At 31.5% G+C, this 24,095-nt stretch carries 15 protein-coding genes; 7 read left to right on the plus strand and 8 right to left on the minus strand.

The window, feature by feature from the left end; genetic code table 11:
- Nucleotides 1-195: 195 nt before the first annotated feature.
- Nucleotides 196-2,832: a S8 family serine peptidase gene (locus Z054_RS30570; RefSeq protein WP_024772660.1), complete on the minus strand. Its 2,637-nt coding sequence runs from the start codon at nucleotides 2,830-2,832 to the stop codon at nucleotides 196-198.
- A gap of 1,188 nt (nucleotides 2,833-4,020) precedes the next feature.
- Nucleotides 4,021-7,725 carry a metallophosphoesterase gene (locus Z054_RS0124520; RefSeq protein WP_024772661.1) on the minus strand — a complete coding sequence of 1,235 codons (3,705 nt, stop codon included), beginning with the start codon at nucleotides 7,723-7,725 and terminating at the stop codon, nucleotides 4,021-4,023.
- 56 nt (nucleotides 7,726-7,781) lie between these two features.
- Here Z054_RS0124520 and Z054_RS0124525 point away from each other — a divergent pair, with 56 nt between their 5' ends.
- Nucleotides 7,782-8,963 carry a Pycsar system effector family protein gene (locus Z054_RS0124525; RefSeq protein ID WP_024772662.1) on the plus strand — a complete coding sequence of 394 codons (1,182 nt, stop codon included), beginning with the start codon at nucleotides 7,782-7,784 and terminating at the stop codon, nucleotides 8,961-8,963.
- A 143-nt stretch (nucleotides 8,964-9,106) separates the two neighbouring features.
- Here Z054_RS0124525 and Z054_RS0124530 read toward each other — a convergent pair whose 3' ends face one another.
- Nucleotides 9,107-11,470 carry a hypothetical protein gene (locus Z054_RS0124530; RefSeq protein WP_024772663.1) on the minus strand — a complete coding sequence of 788 codons (2,364 nt, stop codon included), beginning with the start codon at nucleotides 11,468-11,470 and terminating at the stop codon, nucleotides 9,107-9,109.
- A 375-nt stretch (nucleotides 11,471-11,845) separates the two neighbouring features.
- On the opposite strand from Z054_RS0124530, the gene Z054_RS0124535 reads away from it, so the two are divergent.
- Nucleotides 11,846-12,979, plus strand: coding sequence for a TlpA disulfide reductase family protein (locus Z054_RS0124535; protein ID WP_024772664.1), 1,134 nt, complete (start codon nucleotides 11,846-11,848; stop codon nucleotides 12,977-12,979).
- Between the two features lie 50 nt (nucleotides 12,980-13,029).
- On the opposite strand, the gene Z054_RS0124540 is transcribed toward Z054_RS0124535, so the two are convergent.
- Nucleotides 13,030-13,680, minus strand: coding sequence for a rhomboid family intramembrane serine protease (locus Z054_RS0124540; protein ID WP_024772665.1), 651 nt, complete (start codon nucleotides 13,678-13,680; stop codon nucleotides 13,030-13,032).
- Nucleotides 13,681-13,775: 95 nt separating this feature from the next.
- Between Z054_RS0124540 and Z054_RS0124545 the strand changes: the two genes are divergently transcribed.
- Nucleotides 13,776-14,717 (plus strand): lysophospholipid acyltransferase family protein, encoded by a 942-nt coding sequence (locus tag Z054_RS0124545; RefSeq protein ID WP_241461449.1) that lies wholly within the window; start codon nucleotides 13,776-13,778, stop codon nucleotides 14,715-14,717.
- Between the two features lie 67 nt (nucleotides 14,718-14,784).
- A complete protein-coding gene (locus Z054_RS0124550) occupies nucleotides 14,785-15,684 on the plus strand; it encodes a lysophospholipid acyltransferase family protein (protein ID WP_024772667.1) in 900 nt (299 codons plus the stop codon).
- A gap of 207 nt (nucleotides 15,685-15,891) precedes the next feature.
- Here Z054_RS0124550 and Z054_RS0124555 read toward each other — a convergent pair whose 3' ends face one another.
- The 3 genes from Z054_RS0124555 to Z054_RS0124570 all read right to left on the minus strand — a co-directional run bounded on the left by Z054_RS0124555 (nucleotide 15,892) and on the right by Z054_RS0124570 (nucleotide 20,025).
- Nucleotides 15,892-16,881, minus strand: coding sequence for a hypothetical protein (locus tag Z054_RS0124555; protein WP_024772668.1), 990 nt, complete (start codon nucleotides 16,879-16,881; stop codon nucleotides 15,892-15,894).
- Between the two features lie 743 nt (nucleotides 16,882-17,624).
- Nucleotides 17,625-19,013, minus strand: a complete 1,389-nt coding sequence (gene glmM / locus Z054_RS0124565; RefSeq protein WP_024772669.1) for a phosphoglucosamine mutase — start codon at nucleotides 19,011-19,013, stop codon at nucleotides 17,625-17,627.
- 154 nt (nucleotides 19,014-19,167) lie between these two features.
- Nucleotides 19,168-20,025 (minus strand): SMP-30/gluconolactonase/LRE family protein, encoded by an 858-nt coding sequence (locus tag Z054_RS0124570; protein ID WP_024772670.1) that lies wholly within the window; start codon nucleotides 20,023-20,025, stop codon nucleotides 19,168-19,170.
- Nucleotides 20,026-20,165: 140 nt separating this feature from the next.
- Here Z054_RS0124570 and Z054_RS0124575 point away from each other — a divergent pair, with 140 nt between their 5' ends.
- The 3 genes from Z054_RS0124575 to Z054_RS0124585 are packed head-to-tail and all read left to right on the plus strand — an operon-like array spanning nucleotide 20,166 to nucleotide 23,153.
- A complete protein-coding gene (locus Z054_RS0124575) occupies nucleotides 20,166-20,753 on the plus strand; it encodes an acyl carrier protein phosphodiesterase (protein WP_024772671.1) in 588 nt (195 codons plus the stop codon).
- The gene (gene ggt, locus Z054_RS0124580) at nucleotides 20,750-22,465 is read left to right on the plus strand and encodes a gamma-glutamyltransferase (protein ID WP_035093455.1); all 1,716 of its coding nucleotides are present in this window, start codon (nucleotides 20,750-20,752) and stop codon (nucleotides 22,463-22,465) included. Before Z054_RS0124575 ends, ggt begins: the two co-directional genes overlap by 4 nt.
- 34 nt (nucleotides 22,466-22,499) lie before the next feature.
- On the plus strand, nucleotides 22,500-23,153 hold the full coding sequence (locus Z054_RS0124585; RefSeq protein ID WP_161635335.1) for a DNA alkylation repair protein: 654 nt from the start codon (nucleotides 22,500-22,502) through the stop codon (nucleotides 23,151-23,153).
- Nucleotides 23,154-23,227: 74 nt separating this feature from the next.
- Here Z054_RS0124585 and Z054_RS0124590 read toward each other — a convergent pair whose 3' ends face one another.
- Nucleotides 23,228-23,962, minus strand: a complete 735-nt coding sequence (locus Z054_RS0124590; protein WP_024772674.1) for a head GIN domain-containing protein — start codon at nucleotides 23,960-23,962, stop codon at nucleotides 23,228-23,230.
- Between the last annotated feature and the right edge of the window lie 133 nt (nucleotides 23,963-24,095).

Here is a 24,095-nt window from a genome sequence, read left to right on the forward strand (position 1 = left end):
GAAGGATATGAAAATTAAGTAAAAAAGACATTTTTATAGCGAATTAAAAAAAAATTAAACTTCACATATTACAGAGGAAGAAAAACGTATAGAGGTCAGTATTTAAATACTGACCTCTATTAAATTTATTATGTTCTGGTATTTCAGAAGTTAAAATAAGAGTCCTTTAAATAATCAGGATCTTACAATCAAAACTTATTCTATTACAACAGTTTTTGATAATTTTTTTGCCCCCAAAATTAACTGCACTTGATAAAACCCTGAAGGAAGCCCTGATAAATCAACTTTTGTTTTACTTGAAGTCATTTTTTCTTTTTTTACTATTACACCATTGGAGTTAATAAGAGTTATTTGAGCCCCTATTAGTTTAGATGAAATAACAAATTGTTCTGGAGTTGGATTTGGATAAATAAGCATATCGTCAATGGATTCAGTGATTAATCCGGATTTTGATCCTTTGATATTAACAGCATAATCCTCAACCTCTCCATAATTTCTTGTCCCACAAGGAGTTCTACTACTACTATTATAAGAAACTCTAATACGCATACCTGTAGTTCCTATAGATGCACCTGATGGTCCTGGAATTGAAATCGAAGCTTCTGAGGTGCTACTTTTTGACAATAAATATTGTTCACCTGCATCTTCAAAATCACCATCAATATTCCAATCAATCCATGCCGTTACTTCATTATCATTACCATATGGTTGACCAATAACTACCGATAATGCATAACTATTATTCTTAGCAACATCTGTAGATATATTTGTATAATCATGATAAGAATCTCTGGCTGAACTATTATCTATTGTCCCAAATTTAACCCTTGCAATATGTTCAGGCCCATTTGTAGCTTCTGCCGCACAATAAGTCGGTGGTGTTCCTCCACCATTATTAGGATCTGTTGTAACTGTTAATACATTACTTGCTCCTGATACATTACCTGCTGCATCTTTAGCTTTGATGGTAAAATCATAACTTGTATTTGGCGTTAATCCTGATATTGTTGCTGTGGTACCATTTACCGTAGTAGAAAGGTTACTCCCATTGTATACATCATACGCTGTTACACCTACATTATCTGTTGAGGCTGTCCAACTTAAACTTACACTAGTTTTAGTTTTTCCAGTAGAGACCAGATTGGATGGTGCTGTTGGAGCTTCAGAATCAGAACCAGAACCATTCTGAGCCAATAAGACTGCTTGATGCGCATCAACCAAACCATACCCCATCTGATTATTCCAAGTTCCATTTGGACGCCCTCCTGCATTAGCATATGTATATGTTCCTACTTTCTGAGCGGATTGCTCGATAATATTATTTACCTCACTATATGTTAAGTTTGGATTAACGCTTAATATTAGTGCTGCTACTCCTGCTACTACTGGACATGCTGATGAAGTTCCGTTAAAAGTTTGCGTATAATCAGATGTAGAATATCCATTTGCCCCCTGTCTATCTGTAGTTGGCATTTTTACTCCAGGAGCTACAATATCTAATTGGCTACCATAACAACTCCCCCACTGACTCTCTCCATCACAGGAGTTTGGGTTTTTACGCTCTGCGCAAGGACTCATTGCTCCTACTATTAATAAATCTGGATTACTATTTCCTGGGTATCGAATATTTGTATTATTCTCATTACCCGCAGCAAAAACAATGACACAACCTTTTCCTCCTCTACCATTAGTAAATGTATTTGTTATAGCATTATCTATAATGCTCGATGGCGCATATCCTCCCCAAGAATTACTAATCACATCTGCTCCATTTTGCCATGCCCAATTAAAACCACTTGCTAATTGAGACGGGGTATCTGAAGATCTAAGATTGATACTGATCGATATTAATTTTGAAGTAGGTGCAACACCCGAAATTCCTAAATTATTATCTTTAACTGCTCCTATAATACCTGCGCAAGCAGTTCCATGACTTCCTCTTACTGTAGCTGGGGATGTTCCATTATTAGCATCAAACCCTGTTCCGTGAACATTAGCTTGTAAATCTGGATGATTCATTTCTAACCCATGATCATACACAGCTGTTTTGATACTTGGATCTCCTGTGGTTATTGCCCAAGCTTGCTCCATATTGATATCAATTCCTACCGTTCCTCCATTCTGCCCTGTATTATTTAAAGACCACTGGTTATTGAAGTAAGTATCATTCGAAGTTTCTATATTGTGATACATGAAAGCTGGTTCTGTACTCTCAAACCAACCTGTTTCATAAAAAATATTAGCAAGCTGTATTGAATTTAATTTATTTTTGGATGTTACAGAAAGTGTAAACCAAAGTGGCATGTACTTATCATGACCTAATACTTCTAGATTCATCTCTTTTGCTTTTTTATAGAGAATATCAATGTCATTTTTATCTTTAAGTTTTACATAGAAATTATTTGACAACCCTAATTCTCCTCCACTCTTTGTTATATATGTTGGAGAAGCCATTAAAGTATTAGGTAATTTCTTATAAGATTCGATCTCTTTATAATAATCTTCTATAGTCATATTTTTGCTTGTAGACACTTCCATATAATAGCTTTTTACAGCTTTCTTAGAAATTGCTTTAGCATCTAATGAAACTACAGTAGCTCTCGAATTATCTTCAACTATTTCTTTTATTTTTATTGAATTACTACGTAAAGATTTGAAAGAGTTAATAGAATTTTCTCCCTCAAATGAAATAGAAATAGTTCTAGTATTTATATTTAAAAAGAATTTTTCTCCTTTGTAGTAATAGAAATTATCTGATTGTTTTTGTCCAAAGACACTTACTGTAAAAAACAGTAACATCAATGGTGCTATTTTATATATTATGTTTTGCATGATGTTTGTTTGTTAAATTATTATTGAAGTAGTTTAAACTTTTTTAATTCTATACAAAAAAACAGTGTTTTTGACACTTCATAACACTGCTATAAAGTGAGAAAAAGAAAGGAGTTAAGTAAAAAAAGATATTTTTTACAGCGAATTAAAAAAAGTCAAATCACTTCATTCAAAAATAGATGCCTATTTTTAAATAAATATGTTTTATTTTTTTGGTAAGACGAGAATTAAACGTAATGATACGCTTATCTAAATTATCTATAAAGTTAATTCCACTATTTTCAAAAGTAGTTTTATACTCTATTCAGCCAAATGGATATCGTGTTTATCCATTTCTTATTCACAACTATAAAAGAAGAGAGAAAAGACTGTTAGTGTGCTTAAAATTTTCAGTTGAGTTTTCATTATTGTTTGATTTTTTGTGTTAAACTTATTTGTTTAAATTAAAATGTTGAGCTCTTATTAAAATTTGTTATTCAAAAGTAGAGATTAATTCAAATAAACAAATACGGCAAACACGTAATAAACAGATAGTTATAACTCTATTATCATTATTGAATCAGGTAAATCACCTTTGACTTCTAATAACGCAACACTGTTGCGTTATTAGGAATCAAAGGGTTAAACTAAAAAGAAGAATGTCGAAATTGGAGAAAATTTCAGAAGAAAAAACCAGTACTGATTTAATCAAATTCAACCCCACTTAACACTAAATTAACTTTTAATTAACAAATCAACAAATCTTATTCGCAATAAATCAGTACTATTTTTACGATATTCTAATTCACAAATCGATATTATATTCAAGTTTATAATCATTTATTTATACATTGAAACAAAAAAACCATTTTTCAACACTTTTTATGCTAATGCTATTTGTAGTAGATCCTCATTTGTCTTCACGAGAACTTTCACCTCCATATAGAGAAGGTAATCGGAGTCATTTACAAATAGAAATAAGCAATAGTATTTACAGTAACTTTTACTTCACGAGAATGATTTTTACCTTTTAACATAAGTTTAGAATCTTGAGTTTGTGTTTCTGTGTCTACATTGGCATTTTATAAATAAAAACGTATTTTAATTAGTGCGTCCCTTCCTGTACTAATATTCATTAGGATGAGTATATAAACTGTTTTATAGAAGGGTAATTTCAAGTATAAGAAGTTTTTTAAATACTGTAGAACCTTATAAACTCATCCCAAAACCAAATGTAAATCGTAGTCCATCATCACTAGAGAATATTCCTAACTGTCCCCCGATAGCATCCATAGCATTAAGCCAAATACCTCCACCTACAGAATCATGCCACTGATCAGAATCTTCACCATCTAACCATACTCTCCCAATATCATAGCCTCCAAAGACTCCTAATTGTAGCGGTAATAAACCTGTTTTAAATTTATTAAAACTATATCTTAAATCTCCAGTAAATACTAATGCACTTTCACCTGTAAAACGTTCTTCTCTATATCCTCTCAATCCTTTAGTTCCTCCTAAATTAGTTCCCTGGTAAAATTCAAAACTATCTCCAATATTGATTTCTGCAATCACATCTGTCTTAAGTACTAATCTTCGATCTCGAGTAATCGAATTATAAAAACCTAATCTTGGATAAATATATCCATATGTTCTATTCGAATCTTCAACATTTGTTCTAACACCTGTTTGCAGTTTAAACAACATTCCTCTGGTAGGATTAATATCATTATCATAGCTTTCGAACTTATACATTACATCCAGGTTCGTAAAATACTTTCTTTCGAAGAAAACGGGATCTGCAGTTACAAAATCCAAGCCAGAAGTAACAAACCTATCTTGTGTATCTTGAACCTCTATCCCTTCAAATGCTGCTTTAATCGAAAACTCACTTCCATAATTATCTCTTTTAGAAACTCCTAACCCAAATGACCAAATTCCCATCTTAACTCTATTATAATCCAAATCTAGTTCTTCATCTGGATTAATGGTATTGTTTCCAAATCCAAAAAAGTTTTGTGCAAAATTCTCACTTGTATATACTGCATCAATAAGAAAATTCCAGTTACCTAATGCTTTTACAAATTCTCCTGAGTATGATAAATCATAACCTTCTGTCTGAAAATAATATGCAGCTCTTAATCTATGTTTACTATGGTATGGGTTATTTTTAAACCCATTTACCGTATATACATCTGTTACATTAATGTTGAGTCCATCATCCGGATTAAAACCAATAAAAGGAGTTACAGTATTGGTTTTACCCACATATTTATTATAATCATAAAGATTATAGTCATAAATGTTACTTAATATAAATTTTGCGCCACCTTTTTTCTCTATAGTATTAGGTTTTGATTTATGATCATAGATTTTTACTTTTCTTCCATTCTCTATTACATATGTATCATTATTCTGACCACCTACAATTCGAATTTTTATCAAGTTTTTTCCTTTTCCTTTTACAACAAATCGATCGTCATCATCCAACCCATAAATCCAAATTTCTTTAGTTTCTTTAGCAGTAAAACTTCTACTACTATATGGTTTTTGTTTTTCATCTCCTTTTATTCTCGAAATATTTATCGTTGTTTTACCTTCTTCTCTAAGTATTTCAAAAAGATCATCTTTATCTGTTCCTTTAATAATGACATGTTTTGAAAGATATTTATAGTAACGATTAGCGATATCTTCAATATTATCTCTTCTGAGTTTAAGGTTTCTTTTTATTTTTTCTATTGTCTCATCCTGAAGGTTGCCCGGAAGATTAGCAAATGCTTTTACAATATCGGTATCAGAAAGGTTTTCTTTAATATATTTTGCTTGCTCTATCCATATTTTTTTTCCCGAGTTCTGTGTTAATGTTCTATCTAATGGTAGTCCAGATTGATTAATCCACCTCACTTTTTTAAGCTTTCCATCATACACCTGAAACTTACGCACCAATGGCACCACGAATTTTACAACGTCCATAAGTATTCCATCATAATTAGAAAAAACCTGATCTCTATCTCTAGGGATAGGTCTGTACTCTTTACCATTTTTAGTATCAAAACGAGCCCATCTCCATTGATCAGAATGGCGATCCCAATCTCCTAAGATCATATCAAAAAGCCTGGTTCTTATATAATGCGCTTCATCCATTTGATATTTTTCATCTTTCCTTAGTCTACTTAGCAGATCATCTGTGCTTTCGATATCATCAGGATTTCCAAAAGTAACTTCGTCTTTATATTCTTTTCCCGGGCGTTCTTCTAAAAAATATATTTCATCACCAAAACTTTCATTGTATTTACCTAATGCAGGGTGTTTAGGAATATAATATAACTTAGGATTAGCATGATATACTCCTATCGCATCAGCCAATGTACCAACAGTCAAAAACGCATAAGGATAGCTAGATGTATAAAAATCCGAAAGGAGGTCTTCTGTAAACGTATCATCAAATCCGCCTTCGAGATACGTATATTTAAATACTCCTTTCTGTAAAAACTGTGTAACACTTTTACGCATTGCTCTAAGGCTATAGCGCTTTCCATCTTTATCGATAAGGCGTAGCGATCTTGTTACTTGCCCTCCTCCTTGTCTATCAATAGTAAAACCTCCCATTAAGGTATCTAAAGTAGCTACAGGAACCTTTATATCAGTTCCGTACACATATCGATAATGGTCACCCCACATCGATTGATACAGTTTTGATTTTTTTACTTCATCCTGAGTATAAATTGAAGCTAAAACTTCTGGTTCAAAAGAGTTCTTAATTGCACTAAAATCAAATTCTTTTTCCTTTTCATGAACTTTTGTCTGGTACACCAATTTTGGATGACCATTCTCATTTCCGAAAAAGCGAACATTAGAAGAACCATCTTTATATACATCTAATACTGCAAATCCCTGCCCCGGATATGCAAACAATCCATCTTTTCCTAAAGAAACTGATGAAACTTTGGATCCAGAACCTGATACAATTTGTTTTAACCCATCACTATTAATATACTGCAAGGAGTGTTCATGACCCGAAACAAAAACTATCCTATCCAAATCCCTTGTCATTGTAGATAGTCTTCGCATTAACATATTATAATGAACATTGGATAAATCTTGCGTAGAAATTCCTCCCTGGGATCGTATCTGAACAGCCAATGAGCCCAAGATTGGGAGAGGTATTTTCATTTTTGAAGGAAAAATATGTTTGTCAAAACTATACTTCCCTCCATGTATACCATTAGTAAACATGGGGTGATGCATTGCAATAAGAATAGTTTTCTTACTATGTTTTTTTAATTCACCCTCTACTTCAAGAAAGAATTTTTCACGAGTTTTAATTTCACAATTGTCATTGATAGTGGGGTTCTTATCCCAATTCGCCAAATACCATTGTGTATCTAAGATCAACAGATGTACCTTATCACTAATTTCTACACTTTCGATAGGACATCCTTTTGAAGGTAAAAACGCTTTTTTACTTTTCATTTTTTTTGCCACATACCGTTCTTGCCGATGTAACCCCTCTACCCCATCAGTATACCAATCATGGTTTCCCGGGATAAAAACAACATCTCCATCAAAACCCTTAGTTACTTCAATTTGAGCATCTATTCTATGTTCTCCCAGAGCTCTTTCTGGAGATCCCTTTTTGGGCATTCCTTTTTGGTAAATATTATCTCCTAAAAAAATAAGATAATCATCTTTTGTTTTTGCGGTATCCAGTACTTTTTTAAGGATCGAAAGCCCTTCTGTACTTTCTTTCATTTTGGCATTCCCAGCATCTCCTACCAGATAAAATGTCTTTTCTATAGTAGTATCGGGTAATGTTTGAACAAAATTTTCGACTTTATATTGAGGAGTGTATGTTGCGCATGAACTAAGTAATAAAGCAACACAAATAATTAGAATCTTATTATATTTATTCATTGTTTTAAGTACAATCTCTTTTTTTTAATTATTTTGGTTATCGAAAAATTAAAAGTATGTCTTCTCTACTAGAAAAAACAGATCATTTCGTTTCGGAACTTTTTGAAAAAGAGCTCCCTAACTCATGTATCTACCATAATTACGATCACACAAAAAGAGTATTTAAAAGTACAAAAGAAATTATTGATAACACTAATTTATCCGATGAAGATAAAGAAGTTTTATTGCTTACCGCATTGTTACATGATACCGGGTACTCTAAAAGCTCTAAAGATCATGAAGAACATAGTGTAGAGATAGCCAAAGATTTTTTAGGTCAACAAAATGTTTCCCAAGAGATTATAAATAAAGTTTCGGAACAGATTATGGCAACCAAAATGGAGCATGTACCCATTAATATTATGGAAGAAATTATAAGAGATGCAGATGCTTCTCACTTTGCAAAGGACTATTATGGGGAAACAAGTGAACTATTAAGATGTGAGTTTAAACTTAATGCAATTAAAGATTTGACTCCCTCTGATTGGCTAAAAGCCAATATTGATCTATTTCAAAACAAGCATAAATACTATACCGAATATGCTATCTCTCATTGGAAACCAAAAAAAGAGGAAAATCTTACCAAAATGTTAGAAGAACAGGGGAAATTAAAGAAGGAAAAGAAGAAGGAAAAAGAAAAATTAAAAAAAATATTGAGAGAAGAAAACCCAGAAAAAGGAATACAAACTTTATTTAGAGTTACCTTAAGAAATCATATGAAACTAAGTGATATTGCTGATACAAAAGCGAATATTTTACTTTCTGTAAATGCTATTATCATATCTCTGGCACTATCAAATCTTATCCCTAAGTTAGATAATCCTTCTAATCAATACTTGATATATCCAACTTTGATATTTATCATATTTTGTATTGCTTCCATTATATTATCTGTATTGGCAACACGTCCTAATGTAACAAGTGGAGAGTTTACTCGTAAAGAAATAGAAGAAAAGAAAGTAAACTTATTATTTTTTGGGAATTTTCATAAAATGCCTTTAGAAGAATACAAATCAGCAATGAAGGATCTTATGGATGATAAAGAATACATTTACGATACGATGATAAAAGATCTTTACTTTTTAGGTAAAGTTTTACATAAAAAATATAAAATCTTAAGGGTTACATATACCGTTTTTATGATAGGGATTATAACCTCTGTAATTTCATTTATTTTTGCATTTAACTCATTACAATAATTACTAATTTTAGTATAACTATCAGAGTATCCGCTAATTTATAAGCAGATATCAGGATTAAGCATATCTAATACTGGAACAAGTTTTAATTTTTACTTACTCTTTTATACAATTCTCTAAGTGGTTTCGAATTAGTGTTTTGCTTAATTTATTTCTTTCATCAAGTCTTCATACGTATAGTATTCTTTATCTTGTTCACTCTTGTGATAAAGAATATTTACCCGCAATGCTTTTAAACCAGTAACCCCCTGAAGATTATCTAATTCTACAATCTCAATTTCTTCTTCGAGATAATTCTTAGATTGCAAGAAATTAAGATACTTGATATACTCTCTTTCATCAGAGCGTTGAGAATATATAATCACCAATTTACCCTTTTCTGTAACTCGTTGATCAGTACCTTTGATTTTTGATTTATCTACACGTTTTTTTACAACTTCATATCTTGCATTATAGGTTCCATCAACATCAAATCTTTTTTCATCCATTCTAAATCTAACCGATAAAGAAGAATTAAATACTAAAACCATAGAAGCGACATCCAATGCGATAGGTAGCTCTTTTTTCATTTGATAATATGCATTTTCCATTTCACACATTATCTGTAACTGCCATAATCTTAGGTTATACAAATACACTTTATTGAAGCTGTCTTGTTTTGTTATCGATTCTCCGATATACATATTATGCTCTACCCCATCAGATTTAAACCGTTCAAAATAATGTGGATACATTCCTTGTGCTTCATCTTGTTTTTGGTCTAATAAAGATGCCATCTTTTTATTGATAAGCATAACAGATTCATCGTACGCTTTACGATGTTTATAAACTGTTTTTATAACCTCATCCAGCATATCATCATATTGATCGATAAGCGTATCGAGTTCGATACTTTTTTGTTTAAGATGCTTAAACAATGGTGTAATTTCTTTTTTAATAAAGTTTAAAATTTTCTGTTCACTATCTACTTGCAATTGCTCTGTTATAGAATTAATATATCGATTTGTTCTATATTTTAATTGCTCATAAATAGGTATAGGGTCTGATTCTATGACTTTATTAATTATTTTAGAAATTCCTTTAAGCTGCAACACCAGATCTTTTTGTATAGCTTCGTTACGAGCATCGGAAGAACCTTTTATATCAATTTGTCCATATAATGGATATACATTTTCAAAAACGACTTCTCTAAATGACACAGGATTTTCATCCACCATGGCACGCATAAATCGTTTCGCTTCTTGTTTAAATTTCCAATGTACACTAGGATGAATCGAGGTACATTCTTGCTGAATAATCAACTCTAACTCATTCTCTGTTTTGGATTTAGAACGTAGAACAGAATCTACCAAATATGGCATAACATCCTGTAATTTATTAGCATTAATACTATTCAATTCATGAACATTAGGCGATACTATTTCTAAAATACCTAATAATTTATTACCGCTTTTTATAGGAGCAAGTATTGCACTATTAATACCTTGAGCTACCAGATTTTTATACATGATCTGATCCTTAGCTAACTTTTGATATTTTTTTACATCAGAAATAGCAAAATATGTAGACTCTTCAAAAAGATAATGATATGTTCCATCGCATAGAGCCGACTCACAACAATCAGAATACTTATCGGATAAGATATAACTATCTATATCCTTAAAAGGCACTCTTTCTAATATTTCTTCTTCTGGATTATAACTAGAAAAACCGACTTTAATTTCATATAAATTGAATATCGCTCTAAAAATTTGTTGAAAACTGCCTACAAAATCGCCATGTGTTTTATCATATTTAATAAGGCTGGTTTTAAAGTCAGATAATGAAACATCTGTTGTAACATCAAACATATTAGCAATAACAACACCTTTAAAAATCCAACTATGTGGTGGGAATTTTTCTTTCCAGATATCTACATTATCAAAATTATCTAATAATTCTGCTACATCTTCATCTGTAATATCTTTGGCCTTATCTGTTTTAATAACATCAATAAAATCACCATTATACATGATTCTGTAATGCCTCATTATTCCCATAGCATCAGGAATATCATAAAAGAAAGGTCTTCTAAAATCGATATTATAACCATAATAACTATTCAAAATCATACTACATCCCATGATATAATAATGCTTCTCATCAAAGTTTTTAATCTGAGGTTCAAAATCTTTACCTGCAGTGGCTATTATATTTTGATAACGATCGGATGATTTTAAGACCGTATTATGAAAAGGTATTGTAGCAATCTTTATTTCATTTTGCTGTAGAATTTGTGCAAAAGAATCTTCTAATATCAAATCAATCTGAGGTAACAATTCTTTTACTCTCGTTTCTTCCTTTATCCCTTCTTCTAATTCGGGATATTCTTTTGCAATTTTTAAAACTCGTGAAGCTCTATCTTTTACAAGTTCATTACCATTTTTGAACAATTCTCTATAATGTTCAAAAAACTTTGAAAAACTAATCGATATGTCTAATGGAAAATCTTGCTCTAAACCCCTCATGTCTGCTCTTTTCTGGTAGTTTACAAAAATAATACAAACCAAATTGTATCACTAGATATTAACAATTAATTAAACCATTATTTTTAATCTAGTAAATCTATGTGGTTATTATATCTGACGAATACAGCTATAAAAATTGGACAACAAATTAAGATAAACTTATTTCTACTATATCCCTCATCATAAATTTGTATGTATTAACTATTTAAGTTAGACTAAAAATCATGGTGATTTGTTACATAAAAGATACGAATTTTCTTCTAATTCTGTATCTATAACAAAATATCCCTTAACAATTCTTTTTATCTACAACGTTAATTTTTGGAGTATATACTTTGGATTCTTTATTTTTACGATCAATTAATCCAAATTACTATGAAAAGAATTGCTTTGTTTGTTACGATTCTCCTGCTTGTAGCTTGTCAAAAAGATCAAAAAGGGTATACTATTACTGCCGATACTGCCGGTTTTAAAGATGGAACAGTAGTCTATGTTAATGCAATTAGCCAATCCAACAGACCTATTATTATTGACTCTGTAAGTATACAACAGGATCAGTTTCAAATCACTTTACCTCCTCCAGAGAGTAATGATTTTAATTATTTAACTTTTAAAGACATTAGAGGAAATGTATTGTTCATGGCAGAGAACAATCCTATAGAAATGACAATCTACAAAGATAGTTTGCGCTCTTCTGTGATTAAAGGAGGTTCTGAAAATGAATTATTCTTTTCCTATGTTAATACTGTTAAAAGATATGGTGAAGAGAAATTAAACCTAAACAACCAATATCAGATTGCTTCAAAATTAGGGGAGACAGATAAAGTTGTTAAAATATCTCTTGAAAGACAAGAGTTGATTGAAAAAGAAAAGCAGTTTAGAAAAGGTATTACAGATAACACCAATTCTTTAGTATCAATTATAGCCATTACAGAACTTTTAAATCTTAAGTTATTAACAGCGCAAGAAGCTAAACTGAAATTTGATCAAATTGATGATACGCTAAAACCTACAAGGTTAGGTAAAAACCTGAATATGCTTATTAATAATGTAGTCTCTGCTTCTAAACAAAAGAAAATAGATATAGGGGTTACTGCTGAGGATTTTTCTGCTCCCACCCCAGAAGGTAAAATGCTATCTCTTAAAGAATCTATGGGTAAAATTACCATTATTGATTTTTGGGCTTCCTGGTGTAAACCTTGCAGAATGGAAAATCCAAATGTTGTAAAAGTATATAACAAATATCATGATAAAGGGCTCAATATTATTGGAGTATCTTTAGATAAAAAACAAGCAGCCTGGACCAAAGCTATTGCAGATGATAACCTGGAATGGAGCCATGTTTCTAATTTACAATTTTGGCAAGAACCTATTGCCAGAGCCTATGGTGTAAGATCCATACCTGCCACTTTTATCATTGACGAAAAAGGAAATGTAATTGCCAAGAACCTTAGAGGACCTGCATTAGAAAAGAAAATCTCAGAATTATTAGAACAAAAATCTCTTTAATTCAAAATACAGAATATGAATAAAAACGACCTTTTTAGGTCGTTTTTTTGTTATAGTTTTCCTAGCCTTTGTAAAATAAAAAGAATAATAATCGGAACCGCCAATAGGCCAATCATGAATAAATTTTCCTGAAATAACCAAGGAGCCAAAATTAGAGTTATTACATACCCTCCAACAGCCCCTCCAAAATGGGCATCATGACCGATATTACCTATTTTATTTTTCATCCCGAAAATAGAATATAACAAATACCCAATACCAAAAATATATGCAGGGATAGGGATTGGAATAAACATTAAATATAAGCTCATATCCGGTCTAAATAGAATACCAGCATATATAACCCCAGAAACAGCTCCACTCGCTCCTACCGCGCTATAATGATATTCATCCTTATGAAAAAACAAGGAAAATAAATTCCCTACTAACAAACTACCAAAATATACTATCAAAAACTTAACATTACCAAAGAAGCTAACAACAACAGGTGCAAAAAAATAAAGTGTAAACATATTAAAGAACAAGTGCATCATGTCTACATGCAAGAACCCCGAAGTTAACATTCTAATTTGCTCTCCTCTTCTTATTCCTCCTATATTAAACTTATATTTTTCAAAAAAAGAAAAATCATTAAACCCTTTTAATGACATCAATATATTGGCTCCAATAATTATAATTATAACAATGTCAAGTGTCCCCATACAACAGTAATTTTATCCAAATATACTATATATTTATCTCAAAAAACCCAGCCAAACTATCGTTTTCTTATTAGCAAAAGTTTATGATAAAAAAAATGGGAAAATTTTATATTTGTATCCTTAATTTAACTTCATCAATGCAATTATTTGTATATCGTTTAGTTTATCCAATATTGTGGTTTATTTCAAAATTACCATGGAGACTTTTTTATGCTTTTTCTACAGGTGTGTTTTTGCTTACATATTATGTTTTTCGGTACAGAAGAAAAACTGTAACTCATAACTTAGAGTTAGTTTTTCCAAATAAAACTTCTCAAGAAATAAAAAAAATACGAAGAGAATTTTATCAGCATATGTGCGATATGTTTCTTGAAATGATCAAGTCGATATCCATTTCAAATGAAGAGATGAAAGAACGATTTAAGGTTACAAATCTTGAAAAACTACACGAATTAGAGGCTAAAGGAGAAAACATAATGATACTTATGGCTCACTATGCTAGTTATGAATGGGCAAATGTAATTGATATACAAACAAATTTTCAAGCAGTTGGAGTTTATAAGAAAATAGGAAATAAATACTTTGATAGATTAGTACATCGAATCAGAGCACGATTTGGTTCAAGGGTAATTGGTACTAAAGAAGCTATGAAAGTAATTACAGAAGATCAATCTAAAGAAGGGTTGTACATGTATGGATTAATTTCTGATCAATCCCCAAAGCTTTATAAAGCAACCTTCTGGACTAATTTTATGGACATTAAGGTTCCTGTCTTTTTAGGCGCAGAAGTATTATCAAAGCGATTGGGACTAAATACATATTATCTACAAGTTGAAAAAATAAAAAGAGGATACTATGAGGCTACTTTTGTAACTCTAACTGAAGATTCAAAAAACTGTGAAGACTACTCAATTATAAAAAGTTATCTTAGATTACTAGAAAACCAAATCTATAATAAACCACAGTATTATTTATGGTCTCACAAACGATGGAAACACCATAACGCTTCTATACCCGAAGGCGCCACTGTAGATTAAAAACTTGTATTCACCTACAGATTGTCAAATAAGCTTACCTTTACACGTTTTTAACTACACTACATTTATGCAATTAATCATATATTACTTAGTTTATCCTATAATATTGGGCATCTCTAAACTACCTTGGCGATTATTTTATGCATTTTCTACCTGTACTTATATTTTGGTATACTATATTATTAGGTATAGAAGGAAAACAGTAACCGAAAACTTACAGCTAGTCTTCCCAGAAAAGTCTAAAAAAGAAATTAAGGATATCGGTAAATCATTTTATAAACATATGTGTGATATGTTTTTAGAAATGACAAAATCACTTTCGATTTCTAGAGAAGAATTAATAAAACGTTATAAGGTTGTAAATCTGGATGAGTTTCATGAATTTGAAAAAAAGAATAAAAGTATAATTACATTAATGGGACATTATGGTAGTTTCGAATGGTCTAATGCAGTCGATCTTGTGTCTTTAAACCCATGTGTAGGAATCTATAAACAAATAGAAAACAAATATTTTGATCGTCTTGCACATCGCATACGTGGTCGTTTTGACTCCAGACTTATCCCTAGTCATAAAGTGGCTAGACAAATTATAAAAGATAAAAAGGAAGGCACTGTATGTGGATATGGTATGATCTCTGACCAATCTCCGAAAATATACAACGCAAAATATTGGACAGATTTTATGGGTGTCAAAGTTCCTATATTTTTAGGAGGTGAATTCTTAGCACAACGACTTGATGTTATTGTATTGTACCTTCACGTAGAAAAAGTAAAACGAGGGCATTATGAAGTAAGGTTCATTCCTATCTCTGAAAACAGTAAAGAAGAAGAACCTTATTTTATCATAAAGAAATATCTTCAATTACTTGAAAATCAAATTCGTGAAAAACCTCAATATTACCTATGGACTCACAAACGTTGGAAACATAGAAATTCACAAATTCCAGAGGGAGCCATAGTAGATTAAACCAATACATCAAACTTGTTATATTATAAAGTTCGATCTAATAGATTTTATCATATCTATTAGAGCAATATTTACTACACTACAGAAGATTTATTAATAGAAACTTAATCTAAGTTACTATTTTTATTTGTTGTTATCTTTTACGCATATAAAACAAAAATGGGAATTTAAAAAAATTCCCATTTTATTATTTGCAATGCAATTGTATTACCAATTAACATTGGCATTAAATTGTTGATTATCACCATTTACTTTATGAAAAACTGTTCCACTTATGTTTACTTCCCACTTATAAAGCGAGGTATTTGTAGAGTTAAAAAACACATGAGTAGCTAAAGGAAAGTATTTTGTTCCTTTAAGTGGGTTACTACAATTGTTATAACTATTAAGAGAGAAGTATTGAGTATTTCCAGATTGAGAACCTGTATGAAATTTCATTTTACAATTCCCAGATATATTCACATTATATAATCTTTCTGTAGTTGTATTGTTGTATACCCAATTAGAACCACCTTTATGGCTCATTCTTAATTTGAAATAAACATCAGATTGCGTAACTCCATATAAATTTAGTGTTTCAACAGCCAAATAATGCACTAATCTGTATTTTAAACTTTTATTTTTTGGAGTTCCACAATAACTTTGATATGTATTTCTGTCAAATTCTTTCCATCCATTAGTTGGCTTGTAAAGAGTCCCGTTTTGTACACTCAATGTTGCTTTATTAGCAGTACCTTCCAATTCAGTTCCTTCTAAAGGTGATAATTCTTGCTCAAAAGTACCAATAACTTTATCCTCTTTAATTAAGTTACCAGAATCATCAATAGTGTTTTCATAAAAAATTCCATCTGAATAGTTTATTAGTTTATTCCCAATTATAAATTCTTTGTTCTCATTTAAAATAAATAAAAATGCATAAGGAGTACTATTTTTATCTTCTATTGAAATTTTATCAGAATTATACACCGAAACATAGTTATGCCCGTAACTCCATTTTTCGTAATCTGAAACTTCATTAAAAGTATTAAATAATCTAAGAGTGTTTTTGAAGTCTTCAGAATCATCAAAAATTTTAATTCGTTCTAATCCTAAGTCATTTGATTTTGAGGTCTCTACTAGTGTGTCATTTTCAATACTACAGGAAAATAATGAGAATGATACTACTAAGGCTAAGCCAATTTTTACAAGTTTTTTCATGATTTTGTTATTTAATGGTTCTGATTAAATTTTTGGTATAAACTCATTATACTATTCGACAAATAATTTACTTATGCTCTCTTGTTACCAGAAGCATAATTCTGTTACCCAAGAATATTATCTTTTTTCTAAAACACTAAATAACATTTTGATTATCAATACAATAATAAATGACTCTAATTAAGAAAAGCTTAGAATCCTGGAATACGAAAAAGAGTATCGTATAAAAAACCGTTCGGCAAACCACATATTGTTTGTAATCAGACATCACATCTCTTGTTTTCTCTTTGTGCCTTCTTTTTGCATAACACAAAATTAAAATCTACAAATATGTGGTTTGCCGAACGGTTACTATTGTTTCATAAAGAAACATATCTTATTCCTCAAGATTTTCAAGGATGTATCAGAGTAGTATATAACTTTGAATGTAGTGTAGAAGCGTAGAAAAAAATAGTAGAAGAATTTTACATGTACCTGATAATGGGCTCATACTTCTCAAAAATGAACTTGACTGCTCTACTGTAGAAGATAATTTATTTAATGAACTCGAAAAATGCCAAAGTAAATAAAGAATCTTATTTGACAGTAGTTTATACAAAATATAAGATATCTACACCAACTCAAGGTAGAAATAGATATCTTATATTTAGAAATAAGCTCTTTCTGAATTAACACAGATTATTATTGAATCCCACGTTATAATCTTTATAAAGAAAACCCAGAAGTAATATGTTTAGCTAAATTTAGATTCCAGCTATTTCTTTTAAAGTAATGATTGTATCTTCTGCCAACGAATCTGCTTTTTCCTGGCTTAAGGCTTCTGTGTAAATACGAATAATAGGTTCTGTATTACTTTTACGTAAATGAACCCAACAATCTTCAAAATCTACTTTTACACCATCTACAGTAGACACCTCTTCTGAAATATATTTTGAATGGAATCCTTTTAAAATACCATCAACATCTAAATCTGGAGTTAATTGAATTTTATTTTTACTCATAAAATAAGAAGGGTAGCTGTCACGTAACTCGCTTACACTGCATTTCTTTTCTGCCAGATGTGTAAGAAATAAGGCTACTCCTACCAAAGAATCTCTTCCATAATGTGATTCTGGGTATATAATTCCTCCATTACCTTCACCACCGATAACTGCATTATTTGCTTTCATCAACTCTACTACATTTACTTCACCTACAGCACTTGCTTCATAATTGCCATTATGTTTTTGTGTTACATCTCTTAATGCTCTGCTTGAAGACAAGTTAGAAACAGTATTACCATTAGTTTTCCCTAATACAAAATCTGCACAAGCAACCAATGTATATTCTTCTCCAAACATCTCTCCGTTCTCACTCATAAAAGCAAGACGATCTACATCTGGATCAACAGTAATTCCCATATCAGCCTTTTCCTTAACTACTAATTCGGACAAATCTGTCAAATGTTCTTTTAAAGGTTCTGGATTATGAGGAAAATGTCCATTAGGCTCACAGTATAATTCAATAGTTTCTACTCCCATTTTCCTAAGCAATCTCGGTATTGCAATACCTCCTGTAGAGTTAACAGCATCTACAACAGCTTTGAAGCCAGATTTACTCACCAATTCTGCATTTACCAGAGATAGTTTTAGTACTTCTTCAATATGTTTATCGATATATGTATCATTTACAGTAATACTCCCCAAATCATCAACATCTGCAAAAACATATTTATCATTTTCTGCTATATCTAAAATCTTTTTGCCATTTTCTGCATTCAAAAATTCTCCTTTATTGTTAAGTAATTTTAATGCATTCCATTGTTTTGGATTATGACTAGCCGTAAGAATTATTCCTCCATCTGCTTTTTCTAAAGGCACAGCTATTTCTACTGTAGGTGTAGTAGAAAGTCCTAAATCAATAACATGAATCCCTAATCCAACCAAACTATTCATTACCAATTGTTGAATCATAGACCCAGAAATTCTGGCATCACGACCTACTACAACAATTGGATGATCTATATTAGTTTCATTTTTTAGCCAACTTCCATAAGCCGAAGCAAATTTTACCGCATCTACCGGGGTAAGATTATCACCAACTGTTCCTCCAATTGTTCCTCTAATCCCTGAAATTGATTTTATTAATGTCATATATTTTGATTGATTTTTCTATTTCGAACAAATGTACAAGATATGACAAACAGCAACAATTTAATAGGTTAGAATTTTATAAATACGCACATGTTTTTCCAAATTAATGACTCATAAAAAAGCATGGAGCATCTTCTATAGTGTATTTAGGCTATTACAATTTATTTTCGACAATTTCGATGCATCCTTTATCTGCCATAGTTACATAGAAAGCACTAAAATCATTACTAAATGTAATATTGGTAGGCTTACTGCCGTTAAGTTTTATTTCTTTCAAGAATTTACCTTTTGGAGATAATATTACCACTGTACCTTTATCATATCTGCATATATACAGGTTTCCTTCACTATCACATCGCATTCCATCGAGACCAAAATCTTTAAAAGAATACAACAATTTTTTATTTAAAATAGCACCATTATTCTGAATATCATATACCCATATTTTTCGTTGTATCGATTCGTTGACATACAATTTTCTTCCATCGGGACTTACTTCTATTCCATTAGTAGTTCCCATATTACCTTCTAGTTTTTCAAACCCATTACTACTGGTTATTTTCCAAATATTACCCGTACCCTTTTTCCAATTTGGATCACTGGCATAAATAATTCCAGATGGTGAGATAGCAAGATCATTTGGCTGGTTTGCTTCTGGGTGATGAGCTAAAACTGATATTTTTTTAGTATTCATATCCACCATCAAAATATTATGATTTGTATAATCAGCGATATACATTTTATCGGGTTTCCCAAATCTAATTCCGTTGCCTATACTTCCTTCAGGAAGTTCTAGAAACATTGATAGTTTTCCCTCTGGAGTAATTTTTCCTATAGTTCCTTCTTTTTGGTAATTAACAGCATAAATATTACCTTCAAAATCTGTTGCCGGGCCTTCAATACCACTAGTAAACGTATTCGGATTTGTAAAATCTTTACTCGTTATTTCTTTATTACACGATAATTGTAAAACAATAATTACAAAAAAAAGGAAAAACACGGTATATCTCATGATCTAAGTTTTTAGGTATATCATCAAAAATAATTTATTATAACCGGTTAACCTTTGGTTTTTTTACAAGTGATACTTTTTATCATACAAACGACTATAATTAATCGATATTAGTATTTAAAAAATCGTATTTTAACCCAATGAATTTTCTAGCCCACATATACCTTTCTGGTGAAGATCAAGAACTTAAAATAGGTAATTTTATTGCAGATTCTGTCAAAGGAAAAAAGCAATTATTACAATACCCAGAACGCATACGGCAGGGTATTACCTTGCATCGTAAAATTGACTCATACACCGATACTCATTCTATTGTTAGAAAAAGTGTGTCCAGGCTATTTCCAAAATACAGGCATTACAGTACTGTAATTGTAGATGTTCTTTATGATCATTTTCTAGCAGCTAATTGGAAAGAATACTCTGATATTCCTCTCGAAACGTATGTCGCAGAATTTTATGATTTACTGCATGAATACCATGAAGTCTTACCAAAACAGATTCAAAATTTCATGCCATATATGATTAAGGATAACTGGCTTCTTAGCTATGCTACTATTCCTGGAATTGGTACAATATTATATCAAATGAATCAGAGAACAAAAAATAGATCTAAGATGAATTTTGCTGTCATCGAACTCGAACAATATTACTCTGATTTTGACAAGGAATTTCGTTCGTTTTTTGAAGAATTAGAACTTTATACTAAAAATGAAATAAGAACATTATGAAAATAAAATCCATCAGACATTTATTTTATATCCCTCTGCTTATCCTAAGTTTTTCATGTAAAACCAATACAGAAATAAAACAAGAGGTTGAACCGGTTGTAGGTCTTGTTACCCAAAAAGCTATGGTTGTTTCTGCCCGGGAGGAGGCTTCAAAAATCGGAGCAGACATCATGAAAAAAGGAGGAAACGCTTTTGATGCTATGGTTGGTACAGCGATGGCGCTGGCAGTTACATATCCTGTAGCAGGAAATCTAGGAGGTGGTGGATTTATGGTGTATCGAAAAGCTAATGGTGAAACGGGTGCTTTGGATTATAGAGAAAAAGGACCTCTTGCTGCTACCAAAGATATGTATCTGGATGACAATGGAGATTTTATTCCTAAAAAAAGCCAACTGGGAGCTATGGCTGTTGGTGTCCCCGGAACTGTTGCTGGTATTTTTGAAGTGCATAAAAAATTTGGAACTCTACCAATAGAAGATATACTTACTCCTGTGGTACAATTGGCAAAAAGAGGTTTTGTGATTACCAAAAAACAAGAAAAACGCTTTGTACATTATAATGATTTATTCTACGAGGCAAATGAAGATACAATCCCAATTCTTAGAGGCTATAAAGCCAATGACACTCTAAAAAACATAAAACTAGCTGAAACGCTCGAAAGGATCATAAAAAATGGAGCTGCCGAGTTATACAAAGGTGAATCTGGTCAAAAATTAGTTGATTTCATCCAATCAAAAGGCGGGATAATAACTATGGCCGATTTAGCAAAATACGAAGCAAAATGGCGTAAACCAGTACAGTTTCGGTATAAAAACCTCAATATAACTTCTATGTCTCCTCCTTCAAGTGGAGGTGTATGTCTTGCTCAGATCATGAAAATGATCGAACCTCATGATCTAAGTAGTTATGGGCATAATACACTCAAAACTATTCAGGTTATTACAGAAGCAGAGCGAAGGGCTTATGCAGATCGCAGTTTCTATTTGGGTGATCCTGATTTTGTAAAAATCCCGGTCGATACACTAATTAGCGAATCTTATCTTTCTGATCGTATGCTGGATTTTAGTTTTGATAAAGCTACATTGTCATCAGATATAAACTGTGGAATTATTCCTGGATATGAAAGTGACGAAACCACCCACTACTCTATTGTAGATCAGTTCGGAAATGCAATTTCTGTAACAACAACACTTAATGGAGCTTATGGCTCGAAATTGTATGTCCCAGAATTAGGTTTCTTTCTAAATAATGAGATGGATGATTTTAGTGCCAAACCTGGTGTTCCTAATATGTTTGGGTTAACAGGTGCCGAGGCCAATGCTATAGTTCCCGAAAAAAGAATGTTAAGCTCTATGACTCCCACAATTGTAGAGAAAGATGGAAAATTTTGGATGTCTGTTGGTACTCCTGGTGGATCAACAATTATTACTTCTGTGCTCCAAACTATTTTGAATGTATCAGAATTTGGAATGACCATGCAAGATGCGGTCAATGCCCCTCGTTTTCATCATCAATGGTTACCAGATGTAGTAGTCTTTGAACCAGAATCATTTGATAATGATTTATTAGATAGCTTACGGAAAAAAGGGTATCAAATCAATGAAGAGGATTCTAAAATTATAGGCAAAGTTGATGGTATCCTTGCACTTCCTGATGGAAGGTTGGAAGGTGGTGCAGATAAAAGAGGTGATGATACAGCAATAGGGTTTTAATCTATACAGAAATATGGATTTCACAACTTCTCTAATGGCTATACTAGAAAGCAATGCTAATGCAGAAGAAGTGGTAAGAATGGAAGCGTATATGAAAAATCGTTTTTCTTATTACGGTATAAAAGCCCCAATTCGAAAAACGCTTTTTAAAGATGTAGTTCGTGAATATATTCCTGGGCTGTCTCATGATCATGTGATTACTATCGCAAATACTCTTTACAAAAAACCGAAACGAGAACTTCATTATTGTGCTATGGAGCTAGTTGATCAGTTCTTAAAAAAGAAATACAACATAGCAGACATTGATTTTATAGAACAACTTATTACCACCAATTCCTGGTGGGACTCTGTTGATTTTATTGCAAAACATATTTTAGGGAAATATTTATTACAATTTCCTGATCAAATACCTCTTGTAATTGAGAAATTTTCAAATTCTGATAAGATGTGGCTTAACCGAAGTGCAATCTTATTTCAATTAGGATATAAAGACAAAACAGACTATCAATTATTATGTAAACTTTGTGAGCAACATAAATCTTCTAATGAATTCTTTATAAAGAAAGCTATTGGGTGGGCGTTGCGAGAGTACTCAAAAGTAAATCCTGAAGCTGTAGTTACCTTTATAACCAACACTAAACTGAAGCCTTTATCTGAAAGAGAAGGATTAAAAAGAATCCGTTCATAATTAATCTGCCCAGAGCCCCGGTATCAGGGCTCTATAAGGCAGATAAAGAATAGTAACACTTAAATTATTTATATTTAATCTACCTTTTTAATTTTACCCATCCCACGGTGATCCAATTTTGTAGTTTTGGCATTTCCTTTATAATAAACGCTACCAATACCAGAAGAAGTTATACTGATTTCTTGCTGTGCATTTACTTCTACTTTTCCGATACCAGAGTTATTTATCTCTAATTTCTGAGCAACTAAATCAAAAGCTCTTAAAGCACCTGTACCATTATTATCCAGGGTTACTTCTGCAACCTTTCCTTTCAAAGTAAAATTACCTACCATTGAAACATCGCCATCTAACTTTTTACAATCTAATTCTAAAGACGTATTTCCTACTCCAGATGCTTCAATATCAAGTACGTTTAGGGATAGTTTAGAAGAAGTTTTGACATTCCCTACTCCTTTTACCTCTAGCTTTGTTATATCTTTTAGAGTCACATAAACGTTCATTTTGGTTTTTTTCTTTACGTTTACTCCTTTTTTCCAGTTTAAAACCAATGCATTTCCTTTGTTCTTGACAACTACAACTTCTTGCAGGTTCTCATCAGTTTCTACTTTTACAGATTCATTTTCTCCTTGAGAGAGGTATACATTATAAACTCCGTTTACGATGATTTCATTAAAAGTCGATATTGTTCTTTCTTGAGTAACAACATTACCATTACCTCTTAACTTATTTTGAGCCATCATCGGATTAATGGTTAGTAAGGATACCATCATACAGATTAACACTGCAAAATTATTGTTTTGTGTTTTCATTTTAGATCTATTTTAAATGTTTTTGGATGATTCTATTTATAATCAAAAGACAAAACTATTCTCATAATGTTACAGTTAGCAGAGTACAAAATTCAAAAAACCGAAAAGCAACAAAAAATAACTATATGATTGA

Origin of the sequence: Aquimarina macrocephali JAMB N27 (genome assembly GCF_000520995.1) — a bacterium.
Taxonomy (GTDB): Bacteria; Bacteroidota; Bacteroidia; order Flavobacteriales; family Flavobacteriaceae; genus Aquimarina; species Aquimarina macrocephali.

Excerpts from the sequence above, each read along its gene's own strand:
- Z054_RS30570 (WP_024772660.1), bottom strand. The coding sequence starts at position 2,832 with ATGCAAAACATAATATATAAAATAGCACCATTGATGTTACTGTTTTTT.
- Z054_RS0124520 (WP_024772661.1), bottom strand. The coding sequence starts at position 7,725 with ATGAATAAATATAATAAGATTCTAATTATTTGTGTTGCTTTATTACTT.
- Z054_RS0124525 (WP_024772662.1), top strand. The coding sequence starts at position 7,782 with ATGTCTTCTCTACTAGAAAAAACAGATCATTTCGTTTCGGAACTTTTT.
- Z054_RS0124530 (WP_024772663.1), bottom strand. The coding sequence starts at position 11,470 with ATGAGGGGTTTAGAGCAAGATTTTCCATTAGACATATCGATTAGTTTT.
- Z054_RS0124535 (WP_024772664.1), top strand. The coding sequence starts at position 11,846 with ATGAAAAGAATTGCTTTGTTTGTTACGATTCTCCTGCTTGTAGCTTGT.
- Z054_RS0124540 (WP_024772665.1), bottom strand. The coding sequence starts at position 13,680 with ATGGGGACACTTGACATTGTTATAATTATAATTATTGGAGCCAATATA.
- Z054_RS0124545 (WP_241461449.1), top strand. The coding sequence starts at position 13,776 with ATGGGAAAATTTTATATTTGTATCCTTAATTTAACTTCATCAATGCAA.
- Z054_RS0124550 (WP_024772667.1), top strand. The coding sequence starts at position 14,785 with ATGCAATTAATCATATATTACTTAGTTTATCCTATAATATTGGGCATC.
- Z054_RS0124555 (WP_024772668.1), bottom strand. The coding sequence starts at position 16,881 with ATGAAAAAACTTGTAAAAATTGGCTTAGCCTTAGTAGTATCATTCTCA.
- glmM (WP_024772669.1), bottom strand. The coding sequence starts at position 19,013 with ATGACATTAATAAAATCAATTTCAGGGATTAGAGGAACAATTGGAGGA.
- Z054_RS0124570 (WP_024772670.1), bottom strand. The coding sequence starts at position 20,025 with ATGAGATATACCGTGTTTTTCCTTTTTTTTGTAATTATTGTTTTACAA.
- Z054_RS0124575 (WP_024772671.1), top strand. The coding sequence starts at position 20,166 with ATGAATTTTCTAGCCCACATATACCTTTCTGGTGAAGATCAAGAACTT.
- ggt (WP_035093455.1), top strand. The coding sequence starts at position 20,750 with ATGAAAATAAAATCCATCAGACATTTATTTTATATCCCTCTGCTTATC.
- Z054_RS0124585 (WP_161635335.1), top strand. The coding sequence starts at position 22,500 with ATGGCTATACTAGAAAGCAATGCTAATGCAGAAGAAGTGGTAAGAATG.
- Z054_RS0124590 (WP_024772674.1), bottom strand. The coding sequence starts at position 23,962 with ATGAAAACACAAAACAATAATTTTGCAGTGTTAATCTGTATGATGGTA.